Genomic DNA, 24,732 nt, shown 5'->3' with positions numbered 1-24,732 from the left:
TCAGGCCGCGTCGGCGTCCTCGTCGGTGGCGTCCTCGGCCTCCAGCGGCTGGTAGAAGCCGCCTTCGATCAGCTCCAGCAGGGTCTGCCTGCCGGCCGCCGACAGCGCCGCGTAGTCGGTGCCGTCGATGTGTTCGGCCGCGGCCAGGCGCTTGGCGTCCTTGACCGGCAGCGCGAACTCCTGGCCGCTGCAGAACAGCATGGCGCCGCGGCTGGCACGCCGCCACGCCGGCCGCGCCCACGGGTGCCGCTGCAGGACCAGGCCCTGTTCCAGCGCGGCGGCGATCTCTTCCGCCGGCGGAAGGCCGGCCGGCGGCAGGATGTCGCCGGCGGCACGGTAGGTGGTGATGAAGCGGCCGAACCAGGCGCCCAGCTTGTCCGGGTCGTTCATGCGCAGGGCGTTCAGCGCCTCGACCACGCGACCCATCGCCGCCGCGTCGATCTCGTAGGGATCGGCCGGCGCCTGCAGGTCTTCGTCGTGGTAGCGCAATGCCTCGTCGGCGCCGTCGATCAGGGTGTCCAGGTAATCGGCGATCAGCTCGGCCGAGGACGGTGCGCGCATGCCCACCGAGAAGGTCAGGCAGGCGTCTTCGGCGACGCCGTGGTGCGGCACCAGCGGCGGCAGGTACAGCATGTCGCCCGGTCCCAGCACCCAGTCGTGGGTCGGGTCGAACTGGCGCAGCAGCTTCAGCTCCACGTCGTCGCGGAAGTCGGTCGGCGGCGCCGGGCGGCCCAGTGCGACGCTCGCGTCGATCTGCCAGCGGCGGTGGCCGTGGGCCTGCAGCAGGAACACGTCGTAGTGGTCCACGTGCGCGCCGACCGAGCCGCCGCGCGCGGCGAAGCTGACCATCACGTCGTCCACCCGCCAGCGCGGCAGGAAGCGGAACTGCTCGAGCAGGGCGCGGATGTCCGGGTCCCACTTGTCCACGTCCTGCACCAGCAGGGTCCAGTCGTGGTCGGGCATGCCCGGGAATTCGTGCTCCTGGAACGGGCCGCTGCGCACGCGCCAGCGGTCGTTGGCGCGGTCGTGCTCGATCAGCCGCGACAGCGCCGCTTCCTCGCAGGCCAGGCCGGCCAGGTCGCCCGGCTCGATCGGCGAAACGAAGCCGGGGAAGGCGTTGCGGATCAGCAACGGGCGCTTGTGCCAGTAGTCGCGCAGGAAGGTCGCGGCGGGCATGCCCAGCGGTTGCCCGGGGCGGGCGTGGAGTTCGAAGGCGAGAGCGGCGGTCTTGCGGGCAGCCATGTGCGGTGGGTCCTTGCGACGCGGAAGGTAAAGGGCAGGCGCGCAGCGGCGCCGGCCGACCCCGCCATTGTCCGCCGGTTTGGCGCGTGGGGCCATCGCGCCGGCCTTCGCGTGCGCCGCCGTGCGCGTATCGGTGGCCATTCGGAGGCCCTGGCGGTGTGTCGCGACCGCGCAACGTGGGCGACCCCGTGCGCGCAGGCCATTGGCGGCGCCAGGCGCATCCGGACTGGGCGATGACGGCGATGCCCCGGGTAGGTCAGGGCAAGTGGGGGCGCAGCGCCGTTCGCGCTATTGGACGAGGATGCGGTTGTCACGGCCGCCGTCGTCGACTTGGGCGCTGCCGCTGCGCTGGACGATGGCATTGCCGTTGCCCTGCAGGGCGATGGTGTCGATCTCGCTGGCCTGCAACTGGTTCTGGTCGCCGGACACGTCCAGTGTCGCGATGCGCGCCATTTGCAGCCGGCCATGGCGGCCGAACAAGGCGACCTGCCCGGCATCGCCGCGCATCGCGATCTGGGCGTTGTCGCCGAGCACGCGTAGGGTGTCGGCCCGCTCGATCTGCAGGTTGCCGTTGCGGCCGAACAGACTGACGGTGGCGCAGTGGCCGTGCAGCACCAGGGTGGCGTCGCGGCCGACGATGTTCAGGTCGCGACCGTCGCAATCGATGTCGCCGCTGGCCGAGGCGGCCATGCGGATCGGCGCCTCGGCGTCGCGCTCGTCGCCATCGGCGAGGTCGCCGGCCGATGGCGCCGCCGCGATCGGCGGCGCGGCCTGCATGACCACGGTGCGCGGGGCGGCAGTGTGTGCGCCATCGCCGGCCGGCGGGCGTGGCGCCTGCGCGCAGCCGGCCAGGACCAGCAGCGGCAACACAAACAACGGGGTGGGTCTCATCGCGGGGCTCTGCTGTGAGCCACCAGCATGCCCCCGGCCGATTAACCCAGGATGGACGGGACTAGGGCGTGCCATCAATCCCCGAGCATGCCGCGCCGTGGCTCTTCGGGTTGGGCCTGGCAGGCGCGCTGCCGGCGCCGTGCGGCTTGACCTGACGGCCAGTCAGGCGCTGCGCCACGCAACGCCGGCAGCGCGCCTGCCAGACCCAACGCGGCATACTCGGGAATTGGTGACGCGCCCTAGACGCCGCGCGCCAGCCGCTCGGCGAGGCCGACGTAGCCGCCCGGGGTCAGGTCGCGCAGGCGCTGCTTGGCGTCCTCGGGCAGTTCCAGGGTCTCGACGAAGGCGCGCATCGAGTCGGCGGTGATGCCCTGGCCGCGGGTCAGCGCCTTGAGCTGCTCGTAGGGATTGGGCAGGCCGTGGCGGCGCATCACCGTCTGCACGGCTTCGGCCAGTACTTCCCAGGCGGCATCCAGGTCGGCGTCCAGGCGCTCCGGGTTCACGGTCAGCTTGCCCAGGCCCTTGGCCAGCGAGTCCAGCGCCACCTGGGTATGGCCGAAGGCGGTGCCGAGGGCGCGCAGCACGGTGGAGTCGGTGAGGTCGCGCTGCCAGCGGCTGATCGGCAGCTTGGCCGAGAAGTGCTCGAACAGGGCGTTGGCGATGCCGAAGTTGCCTTCGGCGTTCTCGAAGTCGATCGGGTTGACCTTGTGCGGCATGGTCGAGGAGCCGACTTCGCCTTCCTTGAGCTTCTGCTTGAAGTAGCCCAGCGAGATGTAGCCCCAGATGTCGCGCGCCAGGTCGATCAGCACGGTGTTGGCGCGGCGGGTGGCGTCGCCCAGCTCGGCGACGTTGTCGTGCGGCTCGATCTGGGTGGTGTAGGGGTTGAACACCAGGCCCAGGCTTTCCACGAAGCGCTGCGCGAAGCCCGGCCAGTCGACGTCGGGGTAGCTGACGACGTGGGCGTTGTAGTTGCCGACCGCGCCGTTGATCTTGCCGGTCAGCTCGACCGCGGCGATCTGCCGGCGCTGGCGCTCGAGGCGGGCGACCACGTTGGCGATCTCCTTGCCCAGAGTGGTCGGCGAGGCGGTCTGGCCGTGGGTGCGCGACAGCATCGGCTGTGCGGCCTGCGCATGGGCCAGGGCGCGCAGCGTCGCGATCACCGCGTCCAGGGTCGGCAGCAGCACCTCGCGCCGGGCCTGCTCCAGCATCAGCCCGTAGCTGAGGTTGTTGATGTCCTCGCTGGTGCAGGCGAAATGCACGAACTCCAGGGCCGGGCCGAGTTCGGCGTCGTCCTTGAGCTGCTCCTTGATGAAGTACTCCACCGCCTTGACGTCGTGGTTGGTGGTGCGCTCGATCTGCTTGACCCGCGCCGCGTGCTCCACGCCGAAGCCCTCGGCCAGCGCGCGCAGGCGTTGCGCCGCCGCCGGCGAGAACGCGGCCAGCTCGCCGATGCCCGGCTCGGCGCCCAGCGCCAGCAGCCATTCGATCTCCACCTTCACCCGCGCCTTGATCAGGCCGTATTCGGAGAAGATCGGCCGCAGGGCGTCGACCTTGCCGGCATAGCGGCCATCGAGCGGGGACAGGGCGAGCAGGGCGGAATCGGACATGGCGGGGCGTGGGGTGGTGTCGGCGGGGGCGCCATTCTACGTCGGCGCGGCCTCGGCCGGCGCCAGGCGTACCGTCACCGCCTGGATGCGGTGCCCGGCCATGCGCTTGACCGTGAACAGGTGGCCGTCGATCTCCAACTGCTCGCCTTCCTCGGGCAGGCGCTGCAACTGATGCACAATCAACCCGCCGACCGAGTTGAGGTGCTCCGGCGCGCGCAGGTCGCGGCCGAGCAGGCGTTCGAGGCGGAAGATCGAGGTCGAGCCGGCCACCAGCACACTTCCGTCGGCGCCGCGGGTCGGCGCGTCCTTGACCACGTGCGGGTGCTCGTCCTCGATGTCGCCGACCACCACTTCCAGCAGGTCTTCCAGGGTGAAGTAGCCGAGGATGCGGCCGTGCTCGTCCACGCACAGCGCCATGTGCGTGGTACCGGTGCGGAAGCGCTCCAGCACCAGCGGCACCGGCGTTTCCAGTGCGATCAGATTGGCCGGGCGCAGCAGCGGGCGCAGGTCGTCGCTGCGGCGGCCGCAGGCGATCTCCACCAGCAAGTCCTTCATATGCAGGATGCCCAGCACCTGCTCGCCGTCGCGGTCGAACCACGGATAGCGGCTGTAGCGGCTGTCGGCGAACTCGGCCATCACCGCGTCCAGCGCCATGCCTTCGCGGAACCCGCGCAGATGGTCGCGCGCGCGCATCAGATCGCCGGCCACCAGTTCCGGCAGCTCCAAGGCATGGCTCATCAGGGTCAGTGCGTGATCCGGCGCGCCGCCGGCGGGCTGCTGGCGGCCGACGATCAGCTTCAGTTCCTCGCGCGAGTAGCGATGCGAGGTGTGCTCCACATCGCCCCAGCCCGCGGCCTTCAGCAGCGCGTTGGCGCTGGTGTTGAGCAGCCAGATCGCCGGATACATCGCCCAGTAGAACAGGTACAGCGGTGCGGCGGTCCACAGCGACATGCGCTCCGGGCGGCGGATCGCCATCGACTTGGGGGCCAGTTCGCCCAGCACGATGTGCAGGAACGAGATGACGCTGAAGGCGATGACGAAGGCGCTCAGGCGTGCCGCCTCTTCGCTCAGCCCCAGCAGGTCGAACAGCGGCTGCAGCAAGTGCGCGAAGGCCGGCTCGCCGACCCAGCCCAGGCCCAGCGATGACAGGGTGATGCCGAGTTGGCAGGCCGACAGGTAGGCGTCGAGGTGGCCGTGCACGTTGAGCAGCAGGCGGCCGCGCCAGCCGTGGTGCTCGGCCAGGCCCACGGCCTGCGTGTGGCGCAGCTTGACCAAGGCGAACTCGGCGGCGACGAAGAAGCCGTTGAGCAGCACCAGCAGCATCGCCAGTGCCAGCAGCAGGAGGTTGCCGATCATGTGCGTTCCCCGGCGCGCGCGGCTGGCGCGTCATGGCGCCGGGCGGGAGGGGTGGAAACGGCGGGGTGCGTGGTCCGGCGCGGCGTGCGCCGGCGTCTACAGTCTGAATCGTCGCCCATGGCGGCGTGAGGGTTCCATCGGTGATACGTCGCCGCAGTCTAGCCGATGCACTGCGCCGCCGCCGCAGGCGCGCGCCATCTCGCGCAGTCCGTCACAGGCAAAGCGTCGCCAACGAATACCGTGGAAGGACGCGCAACCGCTGTTGCGAATCCCCAATCCCGACTCCCCGGCCTTTCAGCAGCCGAATGGCTGTTCATCCCAGCCCTTCAACCATCACGCCGCGACGATCTTTTCGTTTGCTAGACTTTCTGTAACCGTTTTCAATCTCGATATTCCCCCATGAAATCTTCCTTGCGTCTGGCGGCGCTGGCCGCCGCTGTGTCCGTTTTTCTCACCGCCTGCGGTGGCAAGCCTGCGGCGACACCGGCCGGTTCCGATGCCAGTGCCGATGCCAACCATGCATCCGCCGACGCCGGCGCCAGCGACGCGGACCAGGCGCTGACCGGCAAGCTCAACGCCTACATCGAATGCTTCAACAAGGTCGATGGGCGCATCCACGAAGGCGCGCAGCAGTACGTGCGCTGGATGGCCGACCCCAAGGCCGGCCCCACCGGCAAGGAAACCAGCGTGTACGGGCCCGCCCCGATCGACGAGTACGCGATGAAGCTGTGCGATGCGCCAATGACCCAGGCGATCGCGGCCAAGCCGTCGCTGCCTGCGCTGGATGCCGCGGCGAAGCGCTATCTGGCCGCCTTGAAGACGCTGCAGCCGCTGGCCAACCAGGCGCGCGACTACTACGACCGCGAGGACTACCAGGACGACCAGTTCGCCAAGGGCAAGCAACTGCATGCGCCGCTGATGGCCGCGCTGTCCGAATTCCACGAGGCCAGCGAGGCCTTCAGCCACGAACTGGAGGCGCAGAACGACGCCGCGCAGCGCGAGCAACTGAAGGCGATGGAAAAGGCCGAGGGCCGCACCCGCGACTTCTATCGGTTGTCGATGATGCTCGAGGCCAAGGACATCGTCGGCCTGATGCAGGACGACGACTTCGACACCGCCAAGGCCACGGCATTGGTGGCCGGCTTCAACCGCCTGTCCGACGAGGCGCACGCCAAGGTCGCCAACCAGGAGCCGGGTAAGTCCGACTGGAGCGATTTCGAGACCGCGGCGGAGAACTTCCGCAAGGAATCCAAGGCGCGCATCAAGCGGGTGGCGGAGAAGATTCCGTACAGCGCGTTCGAGCAGCGCTCGCTGGACAATCCGATCGTCGCGCCGGAGGGTGCGCCGGCGCGCCTGATGAAGAGCTACAACGACCTGGTGTTCCAGAGCAATCGCCAGCAGTAAGCGTCCTGGCCGGCGGCGCAATGCCGCCGGTCCTGCCGCGGCGGTCGCCACGGCAGCCCGCGTGCTGCCGCGTCTTGCCGGCGCTACGGCCGGTCATTGCGTACCGTCGACGGTCACCGCGTTGGCTGCCTGCATCCGCCGATCACCGCGCGCGCCTGCGCCTCCAGACATTCCTAACATCCGCCGGCGCACACTGCTGACGCCGGGCGCTGCGCCACGGATAATGCGCGCGCCAGCCGCAGTCCCGCCAGCCTGCCTCCCCGGACGTCCGACGACGGCGCCGATGGATTCCCTTTTGCAGATGCGGAGATTGCGCGATGAGTGACACATTCAGGGTCGAACACGACAGCATGGGCGAACTGCAGGTGCCTGCAGAGGCCTTGTGGGGAGCGCAGACCCAGCGTGCGGTGCAGAACTTTCCGGTGTCCGGGCAGCCGATGCCACGCGGCTTCATCCGCGCGCTGGGCCTGATCAAGGCCGCCGCGGCCGGTGTCAACGCCGACCTGGACCTGCTGCCGAAGGCGGTCGCGAAGGCGATCCAGGCCGCGGCGCTGGAGGTGGCCGACGGCCGCCACGACGCGCACTTCCCGATCGACATCTACCAGACCGGGTCCGGCACCTCGTCGAACATGAACGCCAACGAGGTCATTGCCACGCTGGCCAACCGCGCCGCCAAGGGCGAGGGCAAGAACGGCAGCAAGACACGGCCGGCGGTGCATCCCAACGACCACGTCAACCTGGGCCAGAGTTCCAACGACGTGGTCCCCACCGCGATCCGCGTCGCTGCGTTGCTCGCTGCGCGCGAGCATCTGCTGCCGTCGCTCAAGCACCTGCGCAAGACGATCGACAAGCGCGCCAAGCAGTTGCAGGGTGTGGTCAAGACCGGGCGCACCCATCTGATGGACGCGATGCCGCTGACCTTCGGTCAGGAGTTCGGTGCCTGGTCGGCGCAGCTGGTCTCTGCGCAGGCGCGCATCGACGACAGCCTCAAGCGCCTGCGCCGGCTGCCGCTGGGCGGCACCGCCATCGGCACCGGCATCAACGCCGATCCGCGCTTCGGCGGCAAGGTCGCCAAGGCGCTGTCGGCGCTGACCGACCATACCTTCGAGAGCGCCGAGAACAAGTTCGAGGGCCTGGCCGCGCAGGACGATGCGGTGGAACTGTCCGGCCAGCTCAACGCGCTGGCGGTGGCGCTGATCAAGATCGCCAACGACCTGCGCTGGATGAACGCCGGGCCGCTGGCCGGCCTCGGCGAGATCGAGTTGCCTGCGCTGCAGCCGGGCAGCTCGATCATGCCGGGCAAGGTCAATCCGGTGATTCCCGAAGCCACGGTGATGGCCTGCGCGCAGGTCATCGGCCACCACACCGCGATCACCGTGGCCGGGCAGACCGGCAACTTCCAGTTGAACGTGACCCTGCCGCTGATCGCGGCGAACCTGCTGGACTCGATCCAGTTGCTGGGCAACGTCTCGGTGCTGCTGGCCGATTCGGCGATCGCCGGCCTCAAGGTGCGCGAGGAGCGGGTGCGCGAGGCGCTGGACCGCAACCCGATCCTGGTGACCGCGCTGAATCCGATCATCGGCTACGAGAAGGCCGCGGCGATCGCCAAGCGTGCCTACAAGGAGAACCGGCCGGTGCTGGAGGTGGCCAGGGAGGACAGCGGCCTCGGCGAGGACGAACTGCGCCGGCTGCTGGACCCTGCCGCACTGACCGAGGGCGGCATCCATGCCGGTGCGGGGGGCGGCGGCTGAGTTGCGCCAGCGCTGCACGCAGGCCTGGCACGGCCGTGTGGTCGTGCCAGGCGCAACAGAAGATCGCACGGTGAAAGCAGTCGGGACTGAAGTCCCTCCCACACTGCGCCCAGACACCTCATCGCAAGCTGGCGTAGGAGCAGCTTCAGCCGCGACGGGCCTTCTCGGTAAAGCCTATCGCGGCTGAAGCCACTCCCAAAGCAAGGGACCAACTCTTACTGAAGGCTCTCATGCCGGCGCACGCGTGCCGGCATGCCTCAGCGGCGCTCGGCCTGCAGGTTGCCGAAGCTGTCGCGGTACGGCTGCAGCGAGGGAATGTCGCGCAGCACCGCTGCCTGCGCTTCGGTGATTTCCGGGGTCGGCGCGAAGCCCACCGAGCGCATGTTCGGGTCCGGCGCCGCGGTCTCCAGGGTGCGCTGGCGCTGCATCTGCAGGTGCATGAACAACTGCTGCAGTTCGGTGCGCTGCGCGGCGGGCAGCGGCAGTTCGATGTCGTCGATGCGCAGGCTGCCGTCGGGCCCGATGGTGGCATTGGCGGCCGGGGCGCGGCGCAGCATCACGTTCATGCTGTCCACCGCCACCCGCGGCTTGCTGCGCTCGGCGCGCGAGGAGGTGGTCTCGCCGCCGCGTCCGCCGCAGGCGGCGAGCAGCAGGCATAACGACAGCAGCGAGAACCAGGCGAACAGCGTCTTCTTCATGGCGGCGATGCAGTAGGGGAGTGCCGGCATTCTAGAACGTGCGGCGGCTGCGGTCGTGGCGAGGCGCGCTGGCCGCGCATCAGCTGCGTGAGGTCGAAGCGGACTGCATGGCGCGCGCGAGCACGCTGAACATCCGCTCGTCGGTGGATTGCGCGACGTTGAAACGCAGGAAATCGCCTGCGCTCAACGACTGGCTGAAGGCATTGCCCGGCGCCAGCACCACGCCTTCCTGCAGGCAGGCGTGCGCGATCGCTGCGGCCTCCATGCCCGCGGGCAGCCTGCACCAAAGGAACAGGCCGGCCCGCGGAATCAGCCAGGGTCGGATGCCGAGACCCTGGAGTCGCTCTACCGTCCTGGCCATCTGCTCCGCCAGGCGCCGCCGCAAGGTCTCCAGATGCCGGCGGTAGCCGCTGTCGGTCAGGGCGATCCGCACGGCCTCGGCCGCCAGCCGGCCGCCGCCGAAGCTGGTGGCGATCTTCAGGTCGGCGAGGCTTTCGATCCAGTCGCCACGTGCGGCGATGTAGCCGCAACGCAGCGACGCCGACACCGTCTTGGAAAAGCTGCCGATCTGGATGACCCGCGCCAGGCCGTCGAAGGCCGCCAGCCGCGGGGCGGGGCTGGTCTCGAAGTCGGCGAAGATGTCGTCCTCGACGATCACCAGGTCCGAGCCCTCGGCCAGGAGCAGCAGCCGGTGCGCCGTCGTCGCGGACAGGGTCGCGCCGGTGGGGTTGTGGATCCCCGAATTGGTGATGTACAGCCGCGGCGCATGCGCCCGCAGCGCCGCTTCGAAGTGCGCCACGTCCGGTCCGTTCGGCGTATAGGGCACGCCCACGACCTGCACGCGATGCGCCTTGAGCAAGGCATGGAAATTGAAGTAGCACGGGTCGTCGACCAGCACCGTGTCGCCGGGCGAGAGCAGGAAACGGCCGATCAGGTCGATCGCATGCGTGCCCGATTCGGCGAGCAGGATCTGTTCGGGCGGCGCCTGCACGCCATTGCCCGCCAGCCGTCGCGACAGGAACTGGCGCAAGCCGGCGTGGCCCAGGGGCGTGGCGTACTCGGTCAGTTCCTGCGTGTCGGCGCGCGCCAGCGTGCGCAGTGCGCGGCGCATGCCCGCGCCGTACAGCCATTCGGGTGGCAGCCAGCCGCAGCCGGGCTTGAGCACGCGCGCATCCGCTTCCAGCGACTGCCGCGATACCCACAGCGGATCGATCTGCCGGTCGAGCTTCGGACCGAGTTGCGCCAGCGCCAGTGGGGCCACCGACCCGGCCACATAGAAGCCCGACCCTGGGCGCGCCGCGATCGCGCCCTCGGCCGCCAGCCGCTCGTAGGCTTCCACCACCGTCGACACCGACACCCGCAGCGCGCGCGCCTGCGCGCGCACGGAGGGCAGGCGCGCTCCCGGCAGGCTGGTGCGGTTGGCGATGCGGGCGCGGATGTCGGCCATCACCGCATCGATGCGCGTGCCGGGTGCTGCGGGTCTGTCCACTGTCGTCAGCTGTAATGGGTCTTGAGCCATAACAGTACTGCGAAACCGTATTGGATCGTATCTGGCCGGATAGGTCCCGCGAGGCGTCTACTGCAACGGCGATGCAGAAGGAGACGCGCATGGAAAAAACCACCGGTGGCTGGATCAATGGATGTATCGGCGTGATGATTTTTGCGGGGTCGTTGCCCGCAACGCGCGTCGCGGTCGCCGATTTCTCCCCCGTGTTCCTGACCTGCGCCCGCGCCAGCATTGCCGCCGCGCTGGGGCTGTCGCTCCTGCTCGGGTTTCGGCAACCGCGTCCGCGCCGCGCCGAACTCCCCGCCTTGGCGATGACGGCGCTGGGGGTCGTGGCCGGATTTCCCCTGCTGACCGCACTGGCGCTGCAGCATGTGACCTCGGCGCATTCCATCGTGTTCGTGGGCCTGCTGCCGTTGTGCACCGCCGTCTTCGCCGTTTTGCGCGCCGGCGAACGCCCGCGTCCACCGTTCTGGGTGTTCTCGCTGGCCGGTGCCTGCAGCGTCGTCGGCTATGCGGCGATCGGCGGGATCGACGCCTCGTGGCAGGGCGATCTGCTGATGCTGGCCGCGGTGGTGCTGTGTGGGCTGGGCTATGCGGAAGGCGCGCGCCTGTCGCGCACGCTGGGCGGATGGCAGGTCATCTGTTGGGCGCTGGTGCTGTCGCTGCCGCTGATGGTGTCCCTGGCCTTGCTGACGCAGCCTGCGTCGTTCGGCACCGTGCGCATGCCGGCATGGCTTGGCCTGGGCTATGTCTCGCTGTTCAGCATGTTGATCGGCTTCGTGTTCTGGTACCGCGGTCTGGCGCAAGGCGGGATCGCGGCGGTCGGGCAACTGCAGTTGTTCCAGCCCTTCATCGGCTTGGGCCTGGCCGCGCTGCTGCTGCACGAAACCGTGAGCTGGACGATGCTGGCGGTGACCCTGGTCGCGATGGTCTGCGTGGCCGGCGCGAAACACTACGCCCGCTGAGACCGCGACCCGCCCGGCAGGCGTTTGCACGACTGCCGGGTGGAGCGCGGACTCAGCGGGCGCTCGTGGACGATGGTTGCGGCAGCGTGGCTGCCGCCGATTACGCGGCCGAGTGCTTGCAGTCGCTGACGTCGCTGTCGTCGAGGGTGGAGTAGGGGCGGAACGCCGGCACCTTCTGCATCAGCGCATCCTGCGCGGCGCGCAGCGCGGCGACCTGGTCGCAGATCTTCAGCGCCGCCTGCTTGATCTTGTCGGCCTGCGCCTCGACCTGCGCGCCGATGTGCTCGGTGTCGCCGCTGAGCACGCCGCTGATTGCATCGCCGGCCGCCTTCACGCCCAGTGCCGCGCCGGCCTTGCCGACTTCTACGCCCTGCTTGCCGACCGCCTCGATCTGGCTGCGGTAGGCCAGCAGCAGGCGCTGCTGCTCGGCGTCCAGCGCGACCGGCTTGCCGTCGATCAGCAGCTTGCCGTCGCGGGTGATGGTGGCCGGCGGCTGGCCATCGGCCTTCAGGGTGAGGTCGCCGTTGAGGAAGGTCAGGCTTTGCGCGCCACCGTGATCGACCACGACGCGGTCGTTCGACGAGGCCGAGCGCTGGCAGGCGCTGAGCGAGAACAGCACGGCCAGGGCGACGCCGGCCAGGGACAGGGAACGGTACTGCATGGGCGCGTCCTCGTGTGGATGTGGAAGGAGAATCGGGCGGCAGGATCAGCGCGGCTTGGGCAGGTTGACGCTGCCACGCACGCCGCGGTGGGTGACGTCGCCGCTGCCGACCTTCTGCACGCTCAGGTTGCCGCCGACGGTGCCGACATCCAGGTCGCCGGAGCCGACCGTCTGCACCGCGACATTGCCGGTGACGTCGCGCAGTTGCACGTCGCCGGAGCCGACGCTGTCGACCTGCACGCTGCCACGCACGCCGTGCACGGTCAGGTCGCCGGAGCCGACGGTGCCGACCTTGACGTCGCCGCCGACCTGATCGGCCTTGACGTCGCCCGAGCCCAGCGTCGGCAGGGCCACGCTGCCGACATTACGCAGTTCGATGTCGCCGGAGCCGACCGTGGCGCTGACCGCGCCGCGAATGTTCTGCGCGTGCAGGTCGCCGGAGCCGACCTTGGCGTCGAGCGAGGCCACGCCGCTGATCTCGGCGTCGCCGGAGCCCAGTTGCAGCCGCACCGGCAGGTTGGCCGGGATGCTGCCGGCCACGTTGAGGTAGGCGTAGCGGTTGCCGACGCTGATGCCGTGGATCTTGCCCTCGTGCTTCAGCGTCACCACCAGGGTGTCGCCGTCGTGGCGCTGGCGCAGGGTCAGCTCCTTGAGCATGTCCGCGTCGGAGGCACAGGCGCGGCCGCGCAGGGTGGAGTCGCCGCTGGCGCCGCTGAGCTTGAGGTCGTTCTGCTGCACGTCCAGCAGCACCGACTTGACGCCGGTCAGATCCAGCTTCAGTTCGCGCGGTTCGGAATACTTGCAGTCGTCGGCCATGGCGACGGCCGGCAGCGACAGCAGGGCACACAGGGCGAGGGTCTTGCGCATCGGAAAACTCCTTGCGGAAAAGGGAAGAGAGACGGAGGTGCGATCAGGCTTCGTCGCGCCAGCGGCGCACGTAGATCGCGGCGACGATGAAGGCCACGCCGACCGCGGCGCCGATCCAGATGTCGGGGTCGCGGAACAGCACCCAGCTGTCGCCGAGATGGATCGCATTGACCAGATCCTGCGGACCGCTGATGTGGGTCTCGGCCACCTGCTCGTTCAGCACCGGACCCCAGCTGCCGGGCAGCACGCTGAGCAGGCCGCGGTAGACCACGGTGTACCAGATCAGGTTGTGGTTGACGTTGAGCATCGGCAGGATGCCCATCATGCTGGCCATCACGCAGCCCAGGATCGGGATCAGCACCGCCCACAGGAACGGCTTGCTGCGCGCCCAGGCCGAGCACAGCATCAGCCAGCCGATCGCCGGCAGCGACCACATCACCTGCACCGGCAGTGCGGCCAGGACCATGCCGATGATGCGCAGCGGGTGCGATTCGGTGAAGACCGCGGTGCTCTGCGGGATACCGTTGACCGACAGGGTCAGGGCGGTGACTACCCACAGCGCCAGGCCGATCAGCAGGCCGATGCCGATCGCCAGCAGCGGCGCCAGCAGCAGCGCCCAGGCGGCCTTGGACAGCACGGTGCCGGTGTCCGACAGCGGCAGCGACTTCCAGAACAGCACGCTGCGGTCGCGGCGGTCGTCGTACAGCGCGCCCAGCGCGTAGAAGAACACCACGAAGCCGACCACGATGCAGGCCAGGATCACCCCGGCGAGCATGGTGCCGTCGCCGACCGCGCCGATGATCTGGTGGGCGTTGTTGGCCTGGCCTTCCCATTGCACATCGTTCAGACGTACGCCGCCGCCGTGGTTGCGGCCGGCGATGCTGCCGATGATCGACAGCACCGTGTACAGGGTGGCGACGATGCCGCCGGTGATGACGGGGGCCCACAGGAAACCGCCGCGGTGTTCCCAGAACTCGCGCTTGAGCAGCCACTTGAAGGTGGACACGGGAGAGATCGATTTGGCGGGAGCGTTCATGCGTAGGTGCCCTTCATGATGGCGACGAACAGGTCGGCCAGGCCGGGGGTGCGGGTTTCGCCGAGTGCGGTCAGCTGCGCCTGCGGCACGCCGTCGTACAGGAACACCGACTTGCCGAACGGCAGGCCGCGTTCGTCGATCGGCTGCAGCGCGCGCGCCGCCTCGATGCGCTCGGCCGGCACCAGCAGTTCGGTGTAGCGGGTGGCCATGTGCTCCATGTCGGCGCTGAGCACGATGCGACCGTCGCGGATGAACAGCACATCGGTGAGGATGTGCTCGATCTCCTCCACCTGGTGGGTGGTGATGACGATGGTCTTCTGCTCGTCGAAGTAGTCTTCCAGCAGGCGCTGGTAGAACTCCTTGCGGTACAGGATGTCCAGGCCCAGGGTCGGCTCGTCCAGCACCAGCAGGCGCGCGTCGATCGCCATGACCAGGGCCAGGTGCAGTTGCACGATCATGCCCTTGGACATTTCGCGCACCCGCAGCTTGGGCGAGAGCTTGGTGTTGGCCAGGAAGCGCTCGCACTTGGCGCGATCGAAGCGCGGATGCACGCCGGCGACGAAGTCGATCGCCTCGCTGACCCGCATCCAGCGCGGCAGCACCGCCACGTCGGCGATGAAGCACACTTCGTTCATCAGCGCGTCGCGCTGCTTGCGCGGGTCCATGCCCAGCACGCGCAGTTCGCCTTCCACGGCGGTCAGGCCCAGCACCGCCTTCAGCGCGGTGGTCTTGCCGGCGCCGTTGGGGCCGATCAGGCCGACGATGCGGCCCGGCGCGATGGCGAAGGACGCATCGGCCAGCGCCGGCTTGTTGTTGTAGGTCTTGCGCAACCCCTGCGCGTAGACGACGGATTCGGATGCGGCGACAGCGGCAGTCATGGCGTTTTCCCCGGTGGCAACAAGTCTTGCAGTGTCAGGCCCAGGCGCTGGATGCGTTCCAGCACCAGAGGCCACTCTTCGTTGAGGAAGCGCTCGCGCTCGCTGCCGCGCAGCTTCTGCGCCGCTTCCTCGGTCATGAACATGCCCAGCCCGCGGCGCTTCTCGACCAGGGCCTCGTCGGCCAGTTCCTGGTAGGCGCGCGAAACGGTGATCGGGTTGAGCTGGTACTCGGCGGCCACCTGGCGCACCGAGGGCAGGGCGTCGCCGGGCTTGAGGATGCCGTCGAGCATCATCGCGATGACGCGCTCCTTCAGCTGGCGGTAGATCGGAGCGCCGTCGCTCCATTGGATATCGCTCATGGTCAGCTCCGTGGGCGCAGGGTGCGCGCGAAGGAGAAATAAGGCACGGACAGCGAAGCCCGCAGACGCCGCACCGCCGGGACGGTAGAAGGTGCGGCGCCGGCGGCGCTGTCGTCGTGCGGCGTGCTGGCGCCATAATCCAGCGGCCGTCCCTGGTGGCGTTGGGCGCCGATCCAGCTCGCGCAGAGCAGGGTGCCGACGATGACCAGGGCCGGAAGACTGCGCTGGAGGCGTTTGAGATTCATCGTGGGACCTGCTCTGGGTGAGTGGTGTTGTATTTAACTATAACACCGTTACACGGCATGTCAACACGCTGCTGACCCAACGTCCGACCTGGTCGCGTGCCACTCCCTTACTTCTTCTCGACGGTGCCCCATGAAACTTCCCAAGCGTCTGTTTTTCCTCGCGATCCTGGCTGCTGCCGGCACCGTCGGCAGTGCCTGGGCCGGCTCCCTGCTGGACCGGGACTACCGTCCGCTGGCCGGCAAGGAGAAGGTGAACCTGAACAAGACCTACGGCGGCAAGGTGCTGCTGGTGGTCAACACCGCCAGCAAGTGCGGCTACACCCCGCAATACGACGGCCTGGAGAAGCTGCAGCAGCAGTACGCGGCGCAGGGCTTCAGCGTGCTCGGCTTCCCGTCCAACGACTTCAAGGGCCAGGAGCCCGGATCGGAGAAGCAGATCCAGGAATTCTGCACGCTCACCTACGGGGTGAAGTTTCCGATGTTCGAGAAGGTGCACGTGATCGGCGACGAGGCGACGCCGCTGTACAAGCAACTGACCCAGGCCACCGGCGTGGCGCCGGGCTGGAATTTCCACAAGTATCTGATCTCGCGCGATGGGCGCGTGGTCGCGCAATTCCCGAGCAAGGTCACGCCGGACGATCCGGCCTTGCGCAGTGCCATCGAACGCGAACTGAAAGCGCAGCCGGCGTCGCACTGAAAGCGGGTCAACATCTCGGCCGCGCATGCGACAATGCCGGCTTCTGTCTGCGCCAGTTCGGCGCGTCCAGTTCACAGTTCACTTCCAGGGAAAGTAGCGAATGAAGATGGGAATGCGCGGCGCCGTGGCGTCGCTGGTGGTGGGGATGGCGATGGTCGCCGGTCACGCGTCCGCGCAGGCGCCGGCGGCCGGCGGCACGGCGACGACGCTGAGCACGGAGAAGCAGAAGGTCAGCTACGCGATCGGCATGGATGTGGCGCGTTCGTTCGAGCCCATCGCCCAGGACATCGACGTGGACGCGATGCAGCGCGCGATCGAGAACGCCTTCAAGCAGGGCAAGCCGCTGCTGTCCGATGAACAGACCCAGGCCACCGATACCGCGCTGCGCACGCAGCTGGCCGCGCGCAACGGCCAGCCGGTGCCGGGCATGGCGCCGGGCACGCAGCCGCCGCCGGTGTCCAAGGAGAACGTGGGCCTGATGCTGGGCGACCGTGCGGTCGGTCCGTCGCTGGCGCGGATCCAGAACGACATCGATCTGCCGACGCTGATGGGCGCGGTTCGCACGGTGTTCGCCAAGGGCCAGACCGCGATGACCCAGGAGCAGGCGATGGCCACGCTGCAGGCCTTCGGTGCGTCCAAGCAGGCCGCGGTGGCGACCAAGAACAAGCAGGAAGGCAATGCCTTCCTGGCCCAGAACAAGAACCAGAAGGGCGTGATCACCACCCCGTCCGGCCTGCAGTACATGGTGCTGCGCGAAGGCAGCGGCGCGCGGCCCACGTCCAGCAGCAAGGTGCGGGTGAACTACGAGGGCAAGCTGCTCGACGGCACCGTCTTCGACAGCTCCTACAAGAACGGCCAGCCGGCTGAGTTCGCGCTGAACCAGGTCGTGCCGGGCTGGAGCGAGGGCGTGGCGCTGATGCCGGTGGGGTCCAAGTACCGCTTCTGGATTCCATCCAATCTGGGCTACGGCCCGCAGGGAATGCCGGGCAGCCCGATCGGCCCGGATGCGATGTTGACCTTCGACGTGGAACTTTTGAACATCCTTCAATAACCGAAAGGAGATTACATGCGCGTAGCGATATTCGGCACCGGCTATGTCGGGCTCGTCACCGGAACCTGTCTGGCCGAAGTCGGCCACCATGTGGTGTGCGTAGACATCGACCAGGCCAAGGTGGATGGGCTCAACAAGGGCGTGGTCCCGATTTACGAGCCTGGCCTCTCGCCGATGGTCAAGGCCAATCACGCCGCACGGAGGCTGTTCTTCACCACCGATGCGGCCAGCGCCATCGCGCATGGGGATATCGTGTTCATCGCCGTCGGCACGCCGCCGGACGAGGACGGTAGCGCAGATCTGCAGTACGTGCTGGCGGTGGCCCGCACCATCGGCCAGCACATCCAGGGGCCGACCATCGTGGTCAACAAGTCGACGGTGCCGGTCGGCACCGCCGACAAGGTGCGCGCGGCGATCGCCGCCGAACTGGAAGCACGCGGCGAGGCGATCGAGTTCGATGTGGTCTCCAACCCGGAGTTCCTGAAGGAAGGCGATGCCGTCGCCGATTGCATGCGCCCGGACCGCATCGTCATCGGCAGCAGCAAGCCCGGCTCGGCCGCGCGCCTGCGTCGTCTGTACGCGCCGTTCAACCGCAACCACGACCGCATCGTGGAGATGGACGTGCGCTCGGCCGAGCTGACCAAGTACGCGGCCAACGCCATGCTGGCGACCAAGATCAGTTTCATGAACGAGATCGCCAACATCGCCGAGCGCGTCGGTGCCGACGTGGAGAAGGTGCGTCAGGGCATCGGCTCGGATCCGCGCATCGGCTGGCACTTCATCTACCCGGGTGCCGGTTACGGCGGCTCGTGCTTCCCCAAGGACGTGCAGGCGCTGGCGCGCACCGCGCAGCAGGTCGGGCATGCGCCCCGGCTGCTGGATGCGGTGGAAGCGGTCAACGAGGCGCAGAAGGGCCATCTGTACGAGCTGATCCAGCGCCACTACGGTGCGGCGCAGTCGCTGAAGGGCAAGACCTTCGCGGTGTGGGGCCTGGCCTTCAAGCCCAACACCGACGACATGCGTGCCGCCTCCAGCCGCCGTCTGCTGGCGCAATTGTGGGAGGCGGGCGCGACGGTGCGTGCCTACGATCCGGAGGCGACCGACGAGGCCAAGCGCATCTTCGGCGAGCGCGCCGATCTGCATTTCTGCGACGATGCCTTCGACGCGCTGGAAGGCGCCGATGCGCTGGCGGTGGTCACCGAGTGGAAGCAGTTCCGCAGCCCCGACTTCACCCGCATGAAGGAGCTGATCGGCGATGCGGTGGTGTTCGACGGCCGCAATCTCTACGATCCGCAGGAAATCGAGAGCTTCGGCCTGGCGTATTACGGCATCGGCCGCGGACGTTCGATCCATGCAGCATGATTTTTCCACCCAGGATCGGTTGCTGGAAAACCGCCTGATCGAGCTGGAAACGCGCCTCTCCTTCCAGGAGCAGGCGCTGTCGGAAATGAGCGATGCCCTGGCCGAAGCGCGTATCGAAAGCCAGCGCAACGCCGAGTTGCTGCGTCACCTGCTCGAAGATCTGGGCAAGGTGCGCAGCACGCTCTACGCCGATCCGGCCGACGAACCGCCGCCGCCGCATTACTGATCCCCCGAACCGACCGATGCCGTCCCGATGAGCGATACCCTCCGCGAGCAATTGCTGGGCCTGGGCTTCAAGCCCGCGCCGAAACCCGAACGCAAAGCCCCGCCTGCCGCGCCGCGGCCGCAGGGACGGCCGGGCCAGCGCCCGGCACCGGCCGGGGCGCGCGGCGAGCGCGCTCCCGGCGGCGCGCCCAACGCCGGCAAGCCCGGCGGCGGGCGCAGCCGTCCGCACGGGAACGGCCCTGGCCAGGGCAAGCCGCAGGGCGCGGGCGGCCAGCCGGGGCGGCCGCCGCGCAGCCGTGAGGACATCGATCTGGCCAAGGCTTATGCGATCCGTGCCCAGCGCGAGAAGGACGAGCGCATCGAGGCCGAGCGGCAGAAGCAGGAAGAAGCGCGCCTGCGCCGCGAGGCGCGGGCCAAGCTCGACGAACTGCTCAAGGGCCAGGCGCTGAACCACGCCGAGGCCGACATCGCCCGCCATTTCCCCTATGGCGGCAAGATCAAGCGCATCTACGTCACTGCCGATCAGCTCAAGGCGCTCAACGCCGGCGAGTTGGGCGTGCTGCAGCAGAACGGCCGCTACCTGCTGGTGACCGCGGCGCTGCTGGACCAGGCCGAAGCGATCTTCCCGGCGGCGGTGGCGCTGCGGGTCGATCCGAACGCGACGGCGGAAGAAGACCCCTACGCCGATCCCAAGTACCAGATCCCCGACGATCTGGTCTGGTAAACGTGGCGCTGCCAGGGACGGGCACGCTGGCCGCCGGGCGCGGCCACACGCCGCCGCACGCGCAGGCCGGCGGCGGCTATCTGCCGTACGTGGACGGGCTGCGCGCGATCGCGGTGCTGGCGGTGATCGCCTACCACCTCGATCCGGCGTGGCTGCCGGGCGGGTTCACCGGCGTGGACATGTTCTTCGTGATCTCCGGCTTCGTGGTCAGCGCGTCGTTGCAGCGCCTGCCGGCGGCCGGACAGCTGGGCGTGTTCGCGCAGTTCTATGCGCGGCGCCTGCGCCGCATCGCTCCGGCCCTGGTGGCATGCCTGCTGGTCACGGCCCTGGCCAGCGGCCTGTTCATTCCCGAGTCCTGGCTCAGCGAGACCAGCGCCAGGACCGGGCGCATGGCCTTCGTCGGCCTCAGCAACTGGGTGCTGGCCGCGACCGGCAACGATTACTTCTCGCCCAAGGCCGAATTCAATCCGTACACGCATACCTGGTCGCTGGGCGTGGAGGAGCAGTTCTATCTGCTGTTCCCGTTGCTGTTCCTGGCCTGGAACCGTGGCGGCCGCGGTCGGGTGTGGTCGACGCTGCTGGTGGCGCTGGCCTCGGCCGTCTCGCTGGCGTTCGCCTGGCGGCATAGCCGCGATGCCGGCGATGCGGCGGCCGCGTTCTACCTGACCACCGCACGCTTCTGGCAACTGGGCAGCGGCGTGTTGCTTTACCAAGTGCTGGCGCTGCGCGGACGCTTCGAGGCCGGGACGCAGGCGCCGCCGCCGGGCGCCTGGAGCTGGCGTTCGCCGTTGCTGGCGATGGCGCTGGCGGCGGTGGTGGTCGGTCTGTGGTGCGCGCGTCCCGGCCACTCGCCGTGGCCGGATGGACTGTGGCCGGTGCTGGGCACGCTCGGTTTGCTGGCGTTGCTGCACGGTGCCCCGGCCGGCTGGACCCGGCGTGCGCTGGCGCACCGCGTACCGGTGGCGATCGGCCGCGTGTCGTACTCGCTGTATCTGTGGCACTGGCCGGTGTTCGTGCTGTTCCGCTGGACCGTCGGTCTGGAATCGGCGCCGACCAGAGCCGCGGCGCTGCTGCTGGTCGCCTTGCTGGCTCTGGCCTCGTACCGCTGGGTGGAGCTGCCGTGGCGGCATGGCCGCATCGGCCGCGCACGCACGCCGGCGCGGACCATCCTCGCCGGGCTGGGCCTGGTGCTGCTCGCCGGCGGCACCCATGCGCTGCTGCAGAACGCCCAGCGCTATTACGGGTTGAGCACGGTCAGCCGGCATCCGCTGGACTGGTACGCCTATGCCAAGGGCCTGCGCCGGGAGTTTCCGCAGTGCGCGCTGCAGACCCGCCAGGTGCCGGTGCAGGTGGGCAGCGCCAAGCTGTTCGAGCGCGGCGCCTGCACGCTGCCCAACCGCGATGGCGGCGGCCAGGTGTTCGTGGCCGGCGACTCGCATGCGCTGGCCTACAACGAACTGCTGCGGCGCTTCGCGCTGCAGAGCGGGGTGCCGGTGCGACTTTACGGTGTCGGCGGTTGCCCGATCGTCGGCCTGCAGGCCTGGCAGGCCAGCAATCCCGGCTGCCAGGCCTATGAGCGCAGCACCCTGGCCGACGTCGCCGCGCACGCGCGCGACGGCGATGTGCTGTTTCTGCCCGCCCTGCGCGTGCTGCGTCTGGCCGATCAGGACCGCCTGTTCGACGAGACCGCGGCGATGGCCGAGCAGGAGGGTGCCGAGGCGCAGGCCGCGCGCAGCGCTGGCGAAGCGGCTGCGGTCGCGCTGCTGCAGCCCTTGGCGCAGCGCGGCGTGCGCATCGTCTTCGAAGCGCCCAAGCCGGTGCTGCGCGCGCCGCCGTATCGCTGTTCGGACTGGTTCAACCGCGGCAATCCGATCTGCGCGCGCGGCATCCCGATCGCACGCGCGACGATGGAGCGCTACCGTGCGCCGGTGCTGCGGAGCCTGCAGCGCATCGCCGCGCAGCTGCCGCATGCCTCGGTGTGGGATCCGTTGCCGCTGCTGTGCGACGCGCAGTACTGCAGCGGCAGCCGCGACGGGCGCCCGCTGTTCTTCGATGCCGATCACCTCAGCGGCTACGGCAACCGGGTGCTGCTGCCGGGCTTCACATCGCACATAGCGGCGATCCAGGCACACTCGCCGCCGGCGCCTTGAGGCGCAGCCCTCCGCTCCCGCATCGCAAGGAGTTCGCGCATGCCTGTTCTGCCTTTTCTCGCGCCGCAGCGATCGCGGGCGGTGCCGTCGTTCGTCGCCACCCACCATGGCTGCCGGCCGCAGTTGCACCGCCGCGGCGATGCGCTGCTGCGCGGGGCGCTGCTGCTGGCGGCCACTACCGGCACTGCCGGCGTGGCCTGCGCCGAGGACGCGCCGGCGTTCGACCGGCCCGGTATCGGCTTCGCTTCGACCACCCTGCAGCGTGGACAGTTGGCCTGGGAGCAGGCGTTCTTCGATGGCAGCTACGACCGCGACGGCGACGTGCGCAGCACCGAATACGTCGCCAACAGCCGGCTGCGGTTCGGCCTGAGCGCACGCACCGAGTTGCAGCTGGCGATCGACAGCCAGGTGTGGCAGCGCGTGCGCGGCGGCGGGCAGGACCAGCGCGGGCACAGTGGCGGCGACGCCAGCATCGGCTTGAAGCAGGCATTGCCCAGCGCCAGCGACCGCGTCAGCTGGGCCTTGCTCGGCAGCGCCAGCCTGCCGGTCGGGCGCGCGCCGTACGGCGATGCCGGCCACCGCTACGACCTGGGCGTGAGCGCCGGCTGGGACCTGCCGGAGGGGCGTAGCCTGGCGCTGTACGGCAATGTCAGCGACAGCGAGGACGGCTCCGGCTGGAGCGTCTCGCCGAGCTACACCTTCTACGCCGGCGACACGCTGAGCGCCTACGTCGAGGCCGGCATCGGCGGCGGCGAGGACGAGATGCGCGCGCTCGGCAGCGGCGTCACCTGGCTGTTCGCCAACCGCGTGCAACTGGATCTGTCGGTGCTGCGCGGCCTGTCGTCGCAGACCCCGGATTGGCAGGGCGGCCTCGGCATTTCGGTGCTGCTGCGCTGAGGTCCATGGTGCGGTGATGTCGTGAATCGCGCCTCCGCGCAACCAAGGGCCTGGCACGGTTTCACCCAGGCGCCTTGGATGGCGGGACAGGCATGCGTGAGCGAGTCCCTGCCGGCAAGGGGTTTCAATCCACGCGCCTGTAAGGGCGCGACCGGAACCGACCAGCGCGTCGATCTTGCAAGCCAGGTTTCAATCCACGCACCCGTGAGGGCGCGACGCGGTTCGAAGCTCTACATCTGCGCCACGCCGCAGTTTCAATCCACGCGCCCGTGAGGGCGCGACAACCACTGCGCTGCTTGGTCAGTGGATCGCGAACGTGTTTCAATCCACGCGCCCGTGAGGGCGCGACCATGAAGCGCGTCTTAGGCGGCGTGCCACCGGAAGCGTTTCAATCCACGCGCCCGTGAGGGCGCGACCCGGGCTTCTTCTCCGACATGTCAGCCCTCCGGTTTGTTTCAATCCACGCGCCCGTGAGGGCGCGACCAGGCGTCCACCTTCATGGAGTGGCATTTCAACTGGTTTCAATCCACGCGCCCGTGAGGGCGCGACCACCGAACGCAAGCTGCTGATCGTCCGGGCGAACCAGTTTCAATCCACGCGCCCGTGAGGGCGCGACCCGCTCGGCACCTCCGCCGGACAGGACATTCTGAGGTTTCAATCCACGCGCCCGTGAGGGTGCGACCTACCAGCAGATGGCAGGCGACCTCGCGAACCCGTTTCAATCCACGCGCCCGTGAGGGTGCGACACTGGTTGAAGCTGGAAATTGGCCGGGGGCTGCAGTTTCAATCCACGCGCCCGTGAGGGTGCGACGCCCCACACGGTTGATTCGGTGATGCTGCTGTTTCAATCCACGCGCCCGTGAGGGTGCGACCGCACAGCTGCGGTGTTCTCGCCCTTCTTGAAGTAGTTTCAATCCACGCGCCCGTGAGGGTGCGACGCCCTCAGCATAACTGCCGGCCGGGACTAAGGAAAAAGTGCCGATTTCGCGAAACAGGCGTGCGGCGACGTGCAGGGGGCGGGGCTGCCTTGCCCGGTTTCATGGTGCCAAGGCATTTCACTTTTTCGATCAAGTGCTTATCGGGATTCGCGAACCGGCCGGGAAAACCCCGGGCGCTTCCGGTTCGCGCCGACGGCGCACGTCCTTGCGTCGCCATCCGAACCCGGTGTGCCGATCAGCGCCGGGCGCTCAGTCGCTGACGGCGCGTCCGTCGTTGGGCGGCAGCACCTCGGGCACGTGCGTGTCGTATTGGTGCAGCACTTCCGCGAAACCATGACGCGGTTGCCAGCCCAGCGCGTCCAGCGCCCGTTGCGGCGAATAGACGCGATCGATCCGTTCCGGCAGTGCCCAGCCGCGTTGCGCGAACGCCGCCACCAACGCCGGCGCGCGGCGGTGCAGGACCGCCGGTGCCGCGGTGTGCAACTCGGCGCAATCCTCGCGCAGGAACGGGGTGGCGCCGGAAATCACGAACGTCGCGCTTGCCGGCCCGGCATGCCGCAATGCCGCCGCATGGGCCTCGGCGACGTCGCGCGCGTCGATGCCGCGATGCAGGCGGAATGCCGCCATCACGTTGACCGGTTCCGGGAAGCAGCGCGACATGCGCAGGATACGCACGCTCGGCCCGCCCTGGTCGGCCGCTTCGCGCAGCAGCGTCTCGGCCTCCAGTTTGGTGTGGTGGTAGATGGTTTGCGGCTGCGGCGTCAGCGTCTCGTCGACCCAGCCGGCGCTGCCGTCGGGAGTGGCGGCGTCGCCATACAGCGCGGTGGTGCTGGTGAACACGATGCGGCGCACGCCGGCCGCCGCCGCGGCATCCAGGACGCGGCGCGTGCCGTCGACATTGACCTGGCGGAAGCGCGCCGTCGGCACATGCGCAACGTGCGGGGCGTGCAGCGCGGCGGTGTGGATCACCGCGTCCGCGCCCTGCAGCGCCCGTGCCAGCAACGCGGCATCGTCGAGGTCGCCGACCCAGTCGGCGGTGGAGCAGGGCGTCCGGTCGAAGCCGCTGACGTGGTGCTCGCGCGCGAGCCGAATATGGATCGCGCGGCCGACCCGGCCGGCACTGCCGGTGACCACGATCTTCAGCGGGGACGGAGTGGACATGGGCATCGGCGATGGACTCGAAGGCGCGTGGGGTGGCACAGGCGCTATGCGGGGCGCCTG

The 24,732-nt window shown here is 69.0% G+C and carries 23 protein-coding genes and 1 CRISPR repeat array; of the genes, 10 read left to right on the top strand and 13 right to left on the bottom strand.

What is annotated here, in order from left to right:
* From CEK65_RS18380 to CEK65_RS18365, 4 genes are all read right to left on the bottom strand, one after another.
* A complete protein-coding gene (locus CEK65_RS18380; protein ID WP_017913277.1) occupies nt 1–1,242 on the bottom strand; it encodes a cupin domain-containing protein in 1,242 nt (413 codons plus the stop codon).
* Between the two features lie 288 nt (nt 1,243–1,530).
* The gene (locus tag CEK65_RS18375; protein ID WP_152182598.1) at nt 1,531–2,133 is read right to left on the bottom strand and encodes a DUF3060 domain-containing protein; all 603 of its coding nucleotides are present in this window, start codon (nt 2,131–2,133) and stop codon (nt 1,531–1,533) included.
* Between the two features lie 239 nt (nt 2,134–2,372).
* The gene (purB, locus tag CEK65_RS18370; protein WP_152182597.1) at nt 2,373–3,740 is read right to left on the bottom strand and encodes an adenylosuccinate lyase; all 1,368 of its coding nucleotides are present in this window, start codon (nt 3,738–3,740) and stop codon (nt 2,373–2,375) included.
* 36 nt (nt 3,741–3,776) lie between these two features.
* Entirely contained in the window at nt 3,777–5,096 is a 1,320-nt protein-coding gene (locus CEK65_RS18365) for a hemolysin family protein (RefSeq protein WP_152182596.1), read from the bottom strand.
* Between the two features lie 399 nt (nt 5,097–5,495).
* Here CEK65_RS18365 and CEK65_RS18360 point away from each other — a divergent pair, with 399 nt between their 5' ends.
* The gene (locus tag CEK65_RS18360; protein WP_152182595.1) at nt 5,496–6,500 is read left to right on the top strand and encodes a YiiG family protein; all 1,005 of its coding nucleotides are present in this window, start codon (nt 5,496–5,498) and stop codon (nt 6,498–6,500) included.
* Between the two features lie 317 nt (nt 6,501–6,817).
* Nucleotides 6,818–8,251 (top strand): class II fumarate hydratase, encoded by a 1,434-nt coding sequence (locus tag CEK65_RS18355; RefSeq protein ID WP_026143343.1) that lies wholly within the window; start codon nt 6,818–6,820, stop codon nt 8,249–8,251.
* Nucleotides 8,252–8,508: 257 nt separating this feature from the next.
* Here CEK65_RS18355 and CEK65_RS18350 read toward each other — a convergent pair whose 3' ends face one another.
* Nucleotides 8,509–8,949: a hypothetical protein gene (locus tag CEK65_RS18350; protein ID WP_017915026.1), complete on the bottom strand. Its 441-nt coding sequence runs from the start codon at nt 8,947–8,949 to the stop codon at nt 8,509–8,511.
* A 79-nt stretch (nt 8,950–9,028) separates the two neighbouring features.
* Complete coding sequence (locus CEK65_RS18345) at nt 9,029–10,396, bottom strand: PLP-dependent aminotransferase family protein (RefSeq protein ID WP_152182606.1); 1,368 nt, start codon at nt 10,394–10,396, stop codon at nt 9,029–9,031.
* Between the two features lie 161 nt (nt 10,397–10,557).
* On the opposite strand from CEK65_RS18345, the gene CEK65_RS18340 reads away from it, so the two are divergent.
* Nucleotides 10,558–11,421, top strand: a complete 864-nt coding sequence (locus tag CEK65_RS18340; protein WP_152182594.1) for a DMT family transporter — start codon at nt 10,558–10,560, stop codon at nt 11,419–11,421.
* 100 nt (nt 11,422–11,521) lie between these two features.
* Here CEK65_RS18340 and CEK65_RS18335 read toward each other — a convergent pair whose 3' ends face one another.
* The 6 genes from CEK65_RS18335 to CEK65_RS18310 are packed head-to-tail and all read right to left on the bottom strand — an operon-like array spanning nt 11,522 to nt 15,467.
* A complete protein-coding gene (locus tag CEK65_RS18335; RefSeq protein ID WP_017908110.1) occupies nt 11,522–12,082 on the bottom strand; it encodes a DUF2884 family protein in 561 nt (186 codons plus the stop codon).
* 45 nt (nt 12,083–12,127) lie between these two features.
* On the bottom strand, nt 12,128–12,949 hold the full coding sequence (locus CEK65_RS18330; protein WP_150409904.1) for a DUF2807 domain-containing protein: 822 nt from the start codon (nt 12,947–12,949) through the stop codon (nt 12,128–12,130).
* A 43-nt stretch (nt 12,950–12,992) separates the two neighbouring features.
* The gene (locus CEK65_RS18325) at nt 12,993–13,985 is read right to left on the bottom strand and encodes an ABC transporter permease (RefSeq protein WP_193314832.1); all 993 of its coding nucleotides are present in this window, start codon (nt 13,983–13,985) and stop codon (nt 12,993–12,995) included.
* On the bottom strand, nt 13,982–14,863 hold the full coding sequence (locus tag CEK65_RS18320; RefSeq protein ID WP_148827764.1) for an ABC transporter ATP-binding protein: 882 nt from the start codon (nt 14,861–14,863) through the stop codon (nt 13,982–13,984). The genes CEK65_RS18325 and CEK65_RS18320 overlap by 4 nt, the downstream gene beginning before the upstream one ends.
* A complete protein-coding gene (locus CEK65_RS18315) occupies nt 14,860–15,222 on the bottom strand; it encodes a GntR family transcriptional regulator (RefSeq protein ID WP_017908106.1) in 363 nt (120 codons plus the stop codon). The genes CEK65_RS18320 and CEK65_RS18315 overlap by 4 nt, the downstream gene beginning before the upstream one ends.
* 2 nt (nt 15,223–15,224) lie before the next feature.
* Nucleotides 15,225–15,467, bottom strand: coding sequence for a hypothetical protein (locus tag CEK65_RS18310; RefSeq protein ID WP_010344229.1), 243 nt, complete (start codon nt 15,465–15,467; stop codon nt 15,225–15,227).
* Nucleotides 15,468–15,597: 130 nt separating this feature from the next.
* On the opposite strand from CEK65_RS18310, the gene CEK65_RS18305 reads away from it, so the two are divergent.
* The 7 genes from CEK65_RS18305 to CEK65_RS18275 all read left to right on the top strand — a co-directional run bounded on the left by CEK65_RS18305 (nt 15,598) and on the right by CEK65_RS18275 (nt 22,573).
* Nucleotides 15,598–16,164 (top strand): glutathione peroxidase, encoded by a 567-nt coding sequence (locus CEK65_RS18305; protein ID WP_017908105.1) that lies wholly within the window; start codon nt 15,598–15,600, stop codon nt 16,162–16,164.
* Nucleotides 16,165–16,264: 100 nt separating this feature from the next.
* A complete protein-coding gene (locus tag CEK65_RS18300) occupies nt 16,265–17,215 on the top strand; it encodes an FKBP-type peptidyl-prolyl cis-trans isomerase (protein WP_148827766.1) in 951 nt (316 codons plus the stop codon).
* Nucleotides 17,216–17,230: 15 nt separating this feature from the next.
* Complete coding sequence (locus tag CEK65_RS18295) at nt 17,231–18,577, top strand: UDP-glucose/GDP-mannose dehydrogenase family protein (RefSeq protein ID WP_017908103.1); 1,347 nt, start codon at nt 17,231–17,233, stop codon at nt 18,575–18,577.
* Nucleotides 18,567–18,803, top strand: a complete 237-nt coding sequence (locus CEK65_RS18290) for a SlyX family protein (protein WP_017908102.1) — start codon at nt 18,567–18,569, stop codon at nt 18,801–18,803. Before CEK65_RS18295 ends, CEK65_RS18290 begins: the two co-directional genes overlap by 11 nt.
* A 27-nt stretch (nt 18,804–18,830) precedes the next feature.
* Nucleotides 18,831–19,526 (top strand): DUF2058 family protein, encoded by a 696-nt coding sequence (locus tag CEK65_RS18285; protein WP_152182593.1) that lies wholly within the window; start codon nt 18,831–18,833, stop codon nt 19,524–19,526.
* 2 nt (nt 19,527–19,528) lie between these two features.
* Nucleotides 19,529–21,676 carry an acyltransferase family protein gene (locus CEK65_RS18280; RefSeq protein ID WP_152182592.1) on the top strand — a complete coding sequence of 716 codons (2,148 nt, stop codon included), beginning with the start codon at nt 19,529–19,531 and terminating at the stop codon, nt 21,674–21,676.
* Between the two features lie 39 nt (nt 21,677–21,715).
* Nucleotides 21,716–22,573: a transporter gene (locus tag CEK65_RS18275; RefSeq protein ID WP_226980638.1), complete on the top strand. Its 858-nt coding sequence runs from the start codon at nt 21,716–21,718 to the stop codon at nt 22,571–22,573.
* Nucleotides 22,574–22,630: 57 nt separating this feature from the next.
* A CRISPR array of direct repeats spans nt 22,631–23,511; the repeat unit is 31 nt; unit sequence GTTTCAATCCACGCGCCCGTGAGGGCGCGAC.
* Between the two features lie 249 nt (nt 23,512–23,760).
* Here CEK65_RS18275 and CEK65_RS18270 read toward each other — a convergent pair.
* Nucleotides 23,761–24,672: an NAD(P)-dependent oxidoreductase gene (locus CEK65_RS18270; RefSeq protein WP_226980637.1), complete on the bottom strand. Its 912-nt coding sequence runs from the start codon at nt 24,670–24,672 to the stop codon at nt 23,761–23,763.
* Nucleotides 24,673–24,732 lie beyond the last annotated feature (60 nt).

Source organism: Xanthomonas sp. LMG 12459, from assembly GCF_009192905.1.
Taxonomy (GTDB): domain Bacteria; phylum Pseudomonadota; class Gammaproteobacteria; order Xanthomonadales; family Xanthomonadaceae; genus Xanthomonas_A; species Xanthomonas_A sontii.
The sequence above is the reverse complement of the archived record's forward strand: the minus strand, read 5'-3'. Positions and strand labels throughout refer to the sequence as shown.

Bases quoted from the DNA above. Each gene is read 5' to 3' on its own strand.
- CEK65_RS18380 (WP_017913277.1), bottom strand. From the start codon at position 1,242: ATGGCTGCCCGCAAGACCGCCGCTCTCGCCTTCGAACTCCACGCCCGC.
- CEK65_RS18375 (WP_152182598.1), bottom strand. From the start codon at position 2,133: ATGAGACCCACCCCGTTGTTTGTGTTGCCGCTGCTGGTCCTGGCCGGC.
- purB (WP_152182597.1), bottom strand. From the start codon at position 3,740: ATGTCCGATTCCGCCCTGCTCGCCCTGTCCCCGCTCGATGGCCGCTAT.
- CEK65_RS18365 (WP_152182596.1), bottom strand. From the start codon at position 5,096: ATGATCGGCAACCTCCTGCTGCTGGCACTGGCGATGCTGCTGGTGCTG.
- CEK65_RS18360 (WP_152182595.1), top strand. From the start codon at position 5,496: ATGAAATCTTCCTTGCGTCTGGCGGCGCTGGCCGCCGCTGTGTCCGTT.
- CEK65_RS18355 (WP_026143343.1), top strand. From the start codon at position 6,818: ATGAGTGACACATTCAGGGTCGAACACGACAGCATGGGCGAACTGCAG.
- CEK65_RS18350 (WP_017915026.1), bottom strand. From the start codon at position 8,949: ATGAAGAAGACGCTGTTCGCCTGGTTCTCGCTGCTGTCGTTATGCCTG.
- CEK65_RS18345 (WP_152182606.1), bottom strand. From the start codon at position 10,396: ATGGCCGACATCCGCGCCCGCATCGCCAACCGCACCAGCCTGCCGGGA.
- CEK65_RS18340 (WP_152182594.1), top strand. From the start codon at position 10,558: ATGGAAAAAACCACCGGTGGCTGGATCAATGGATGTATCGGCGTGATG.
- CEK65_RS18335 (WP_017908110.1), bottom strand. From the start codon at position 12,082: ATGCAGTACCGTTCCCTGTCCCTGGCCGGCGTCGCCCTGGCCGTGCTG.
- CEK65_RS18330 (WP_150409904.1), bottom strand. From the start codon at position 12,949: ATGCGCAAGACCCTCGCCCTGTGTGCCCTGCTGTCGCTGCCGGCCGTC.
- CEK65_RS18325 (WP_193314832.1), bottom strand. From the start codon at position 13,985: ATGAACGCTCCCGCCAAATCGATCTCTCCCGTGTCCACCTTCAAGTGG.
- CEK65_RS18320 (WP_148827764.1), bottom strand. From the start codon at position 14,863: ATGACTGCCGCTGTCGCCGCATCCGAATCCGTCGTCTACGCGCAGGGG.
- CEK65_RS18315 (WP_017908106.1), bottom strand. From the start codon at position 15,222: ATGAGCGATATCCAATGGAGCGACGGCGCTCCGATCTACCGCCAGCTG.
- CEK65_RS18310 (WP_010344229.1), bottom strand. From the start codon at position 15,467: ATGAATCTCAAACGCCTCCAGCGCAGTCTTCCGGCCCTGGTCATCGTC.
- CEK65_RS18305 (WP_017908105.1), top strand. From the start codon at position 15,598: ATGAAACTTCCCAAGCGTCTGTTTTTCCTCGCGATCCTGGCTGCTGCC.
- CEK65_RS18300 (WP_148827766.1), top strand. From the start codon at position 16,265: ATGAAGATGGGAATGCGCGGCGCCGTGGCGTCGCTGGTGGTGGGGATG.
- CEK65_RS18295 (WP_017908103.1), top strand. From the start codon at position 17,231: ATGCGCGTAGCGATATTCGGCACCGGCTATGTCGGGCTCGTCACCGGA.
- CEK65_RS18290 (WP_017908102.1), top strand. From the start codon at position 18,567: ATGCAGCATGATTTTTCCACCCAGGATCGGTTGCTGGAAAACCGCCTG.
- CEK65_RS18285 (WP_152182593.1), top strand. From the start codon at position 18,831: ATGAGCGATACCCTCCGCGAGCAATTGCTGGGCCTGGGCTTCAAGCCC.
- CEK65_RS18275 (WP_226980638.1), top strand. From the start codon at position 21,716: ATGCCTGTTCTGCCTTTTCTCGCGCCGCAGCGATCGCGGGCGGTGCCG.
- CEK65_RS18270 (WP_226980637.1), bottom strand. From the start codon at position 24,672: ATGTCCACTCCGTCCCCGCTGAAGATCGTGGTCACCGGCAGTGCCGGC.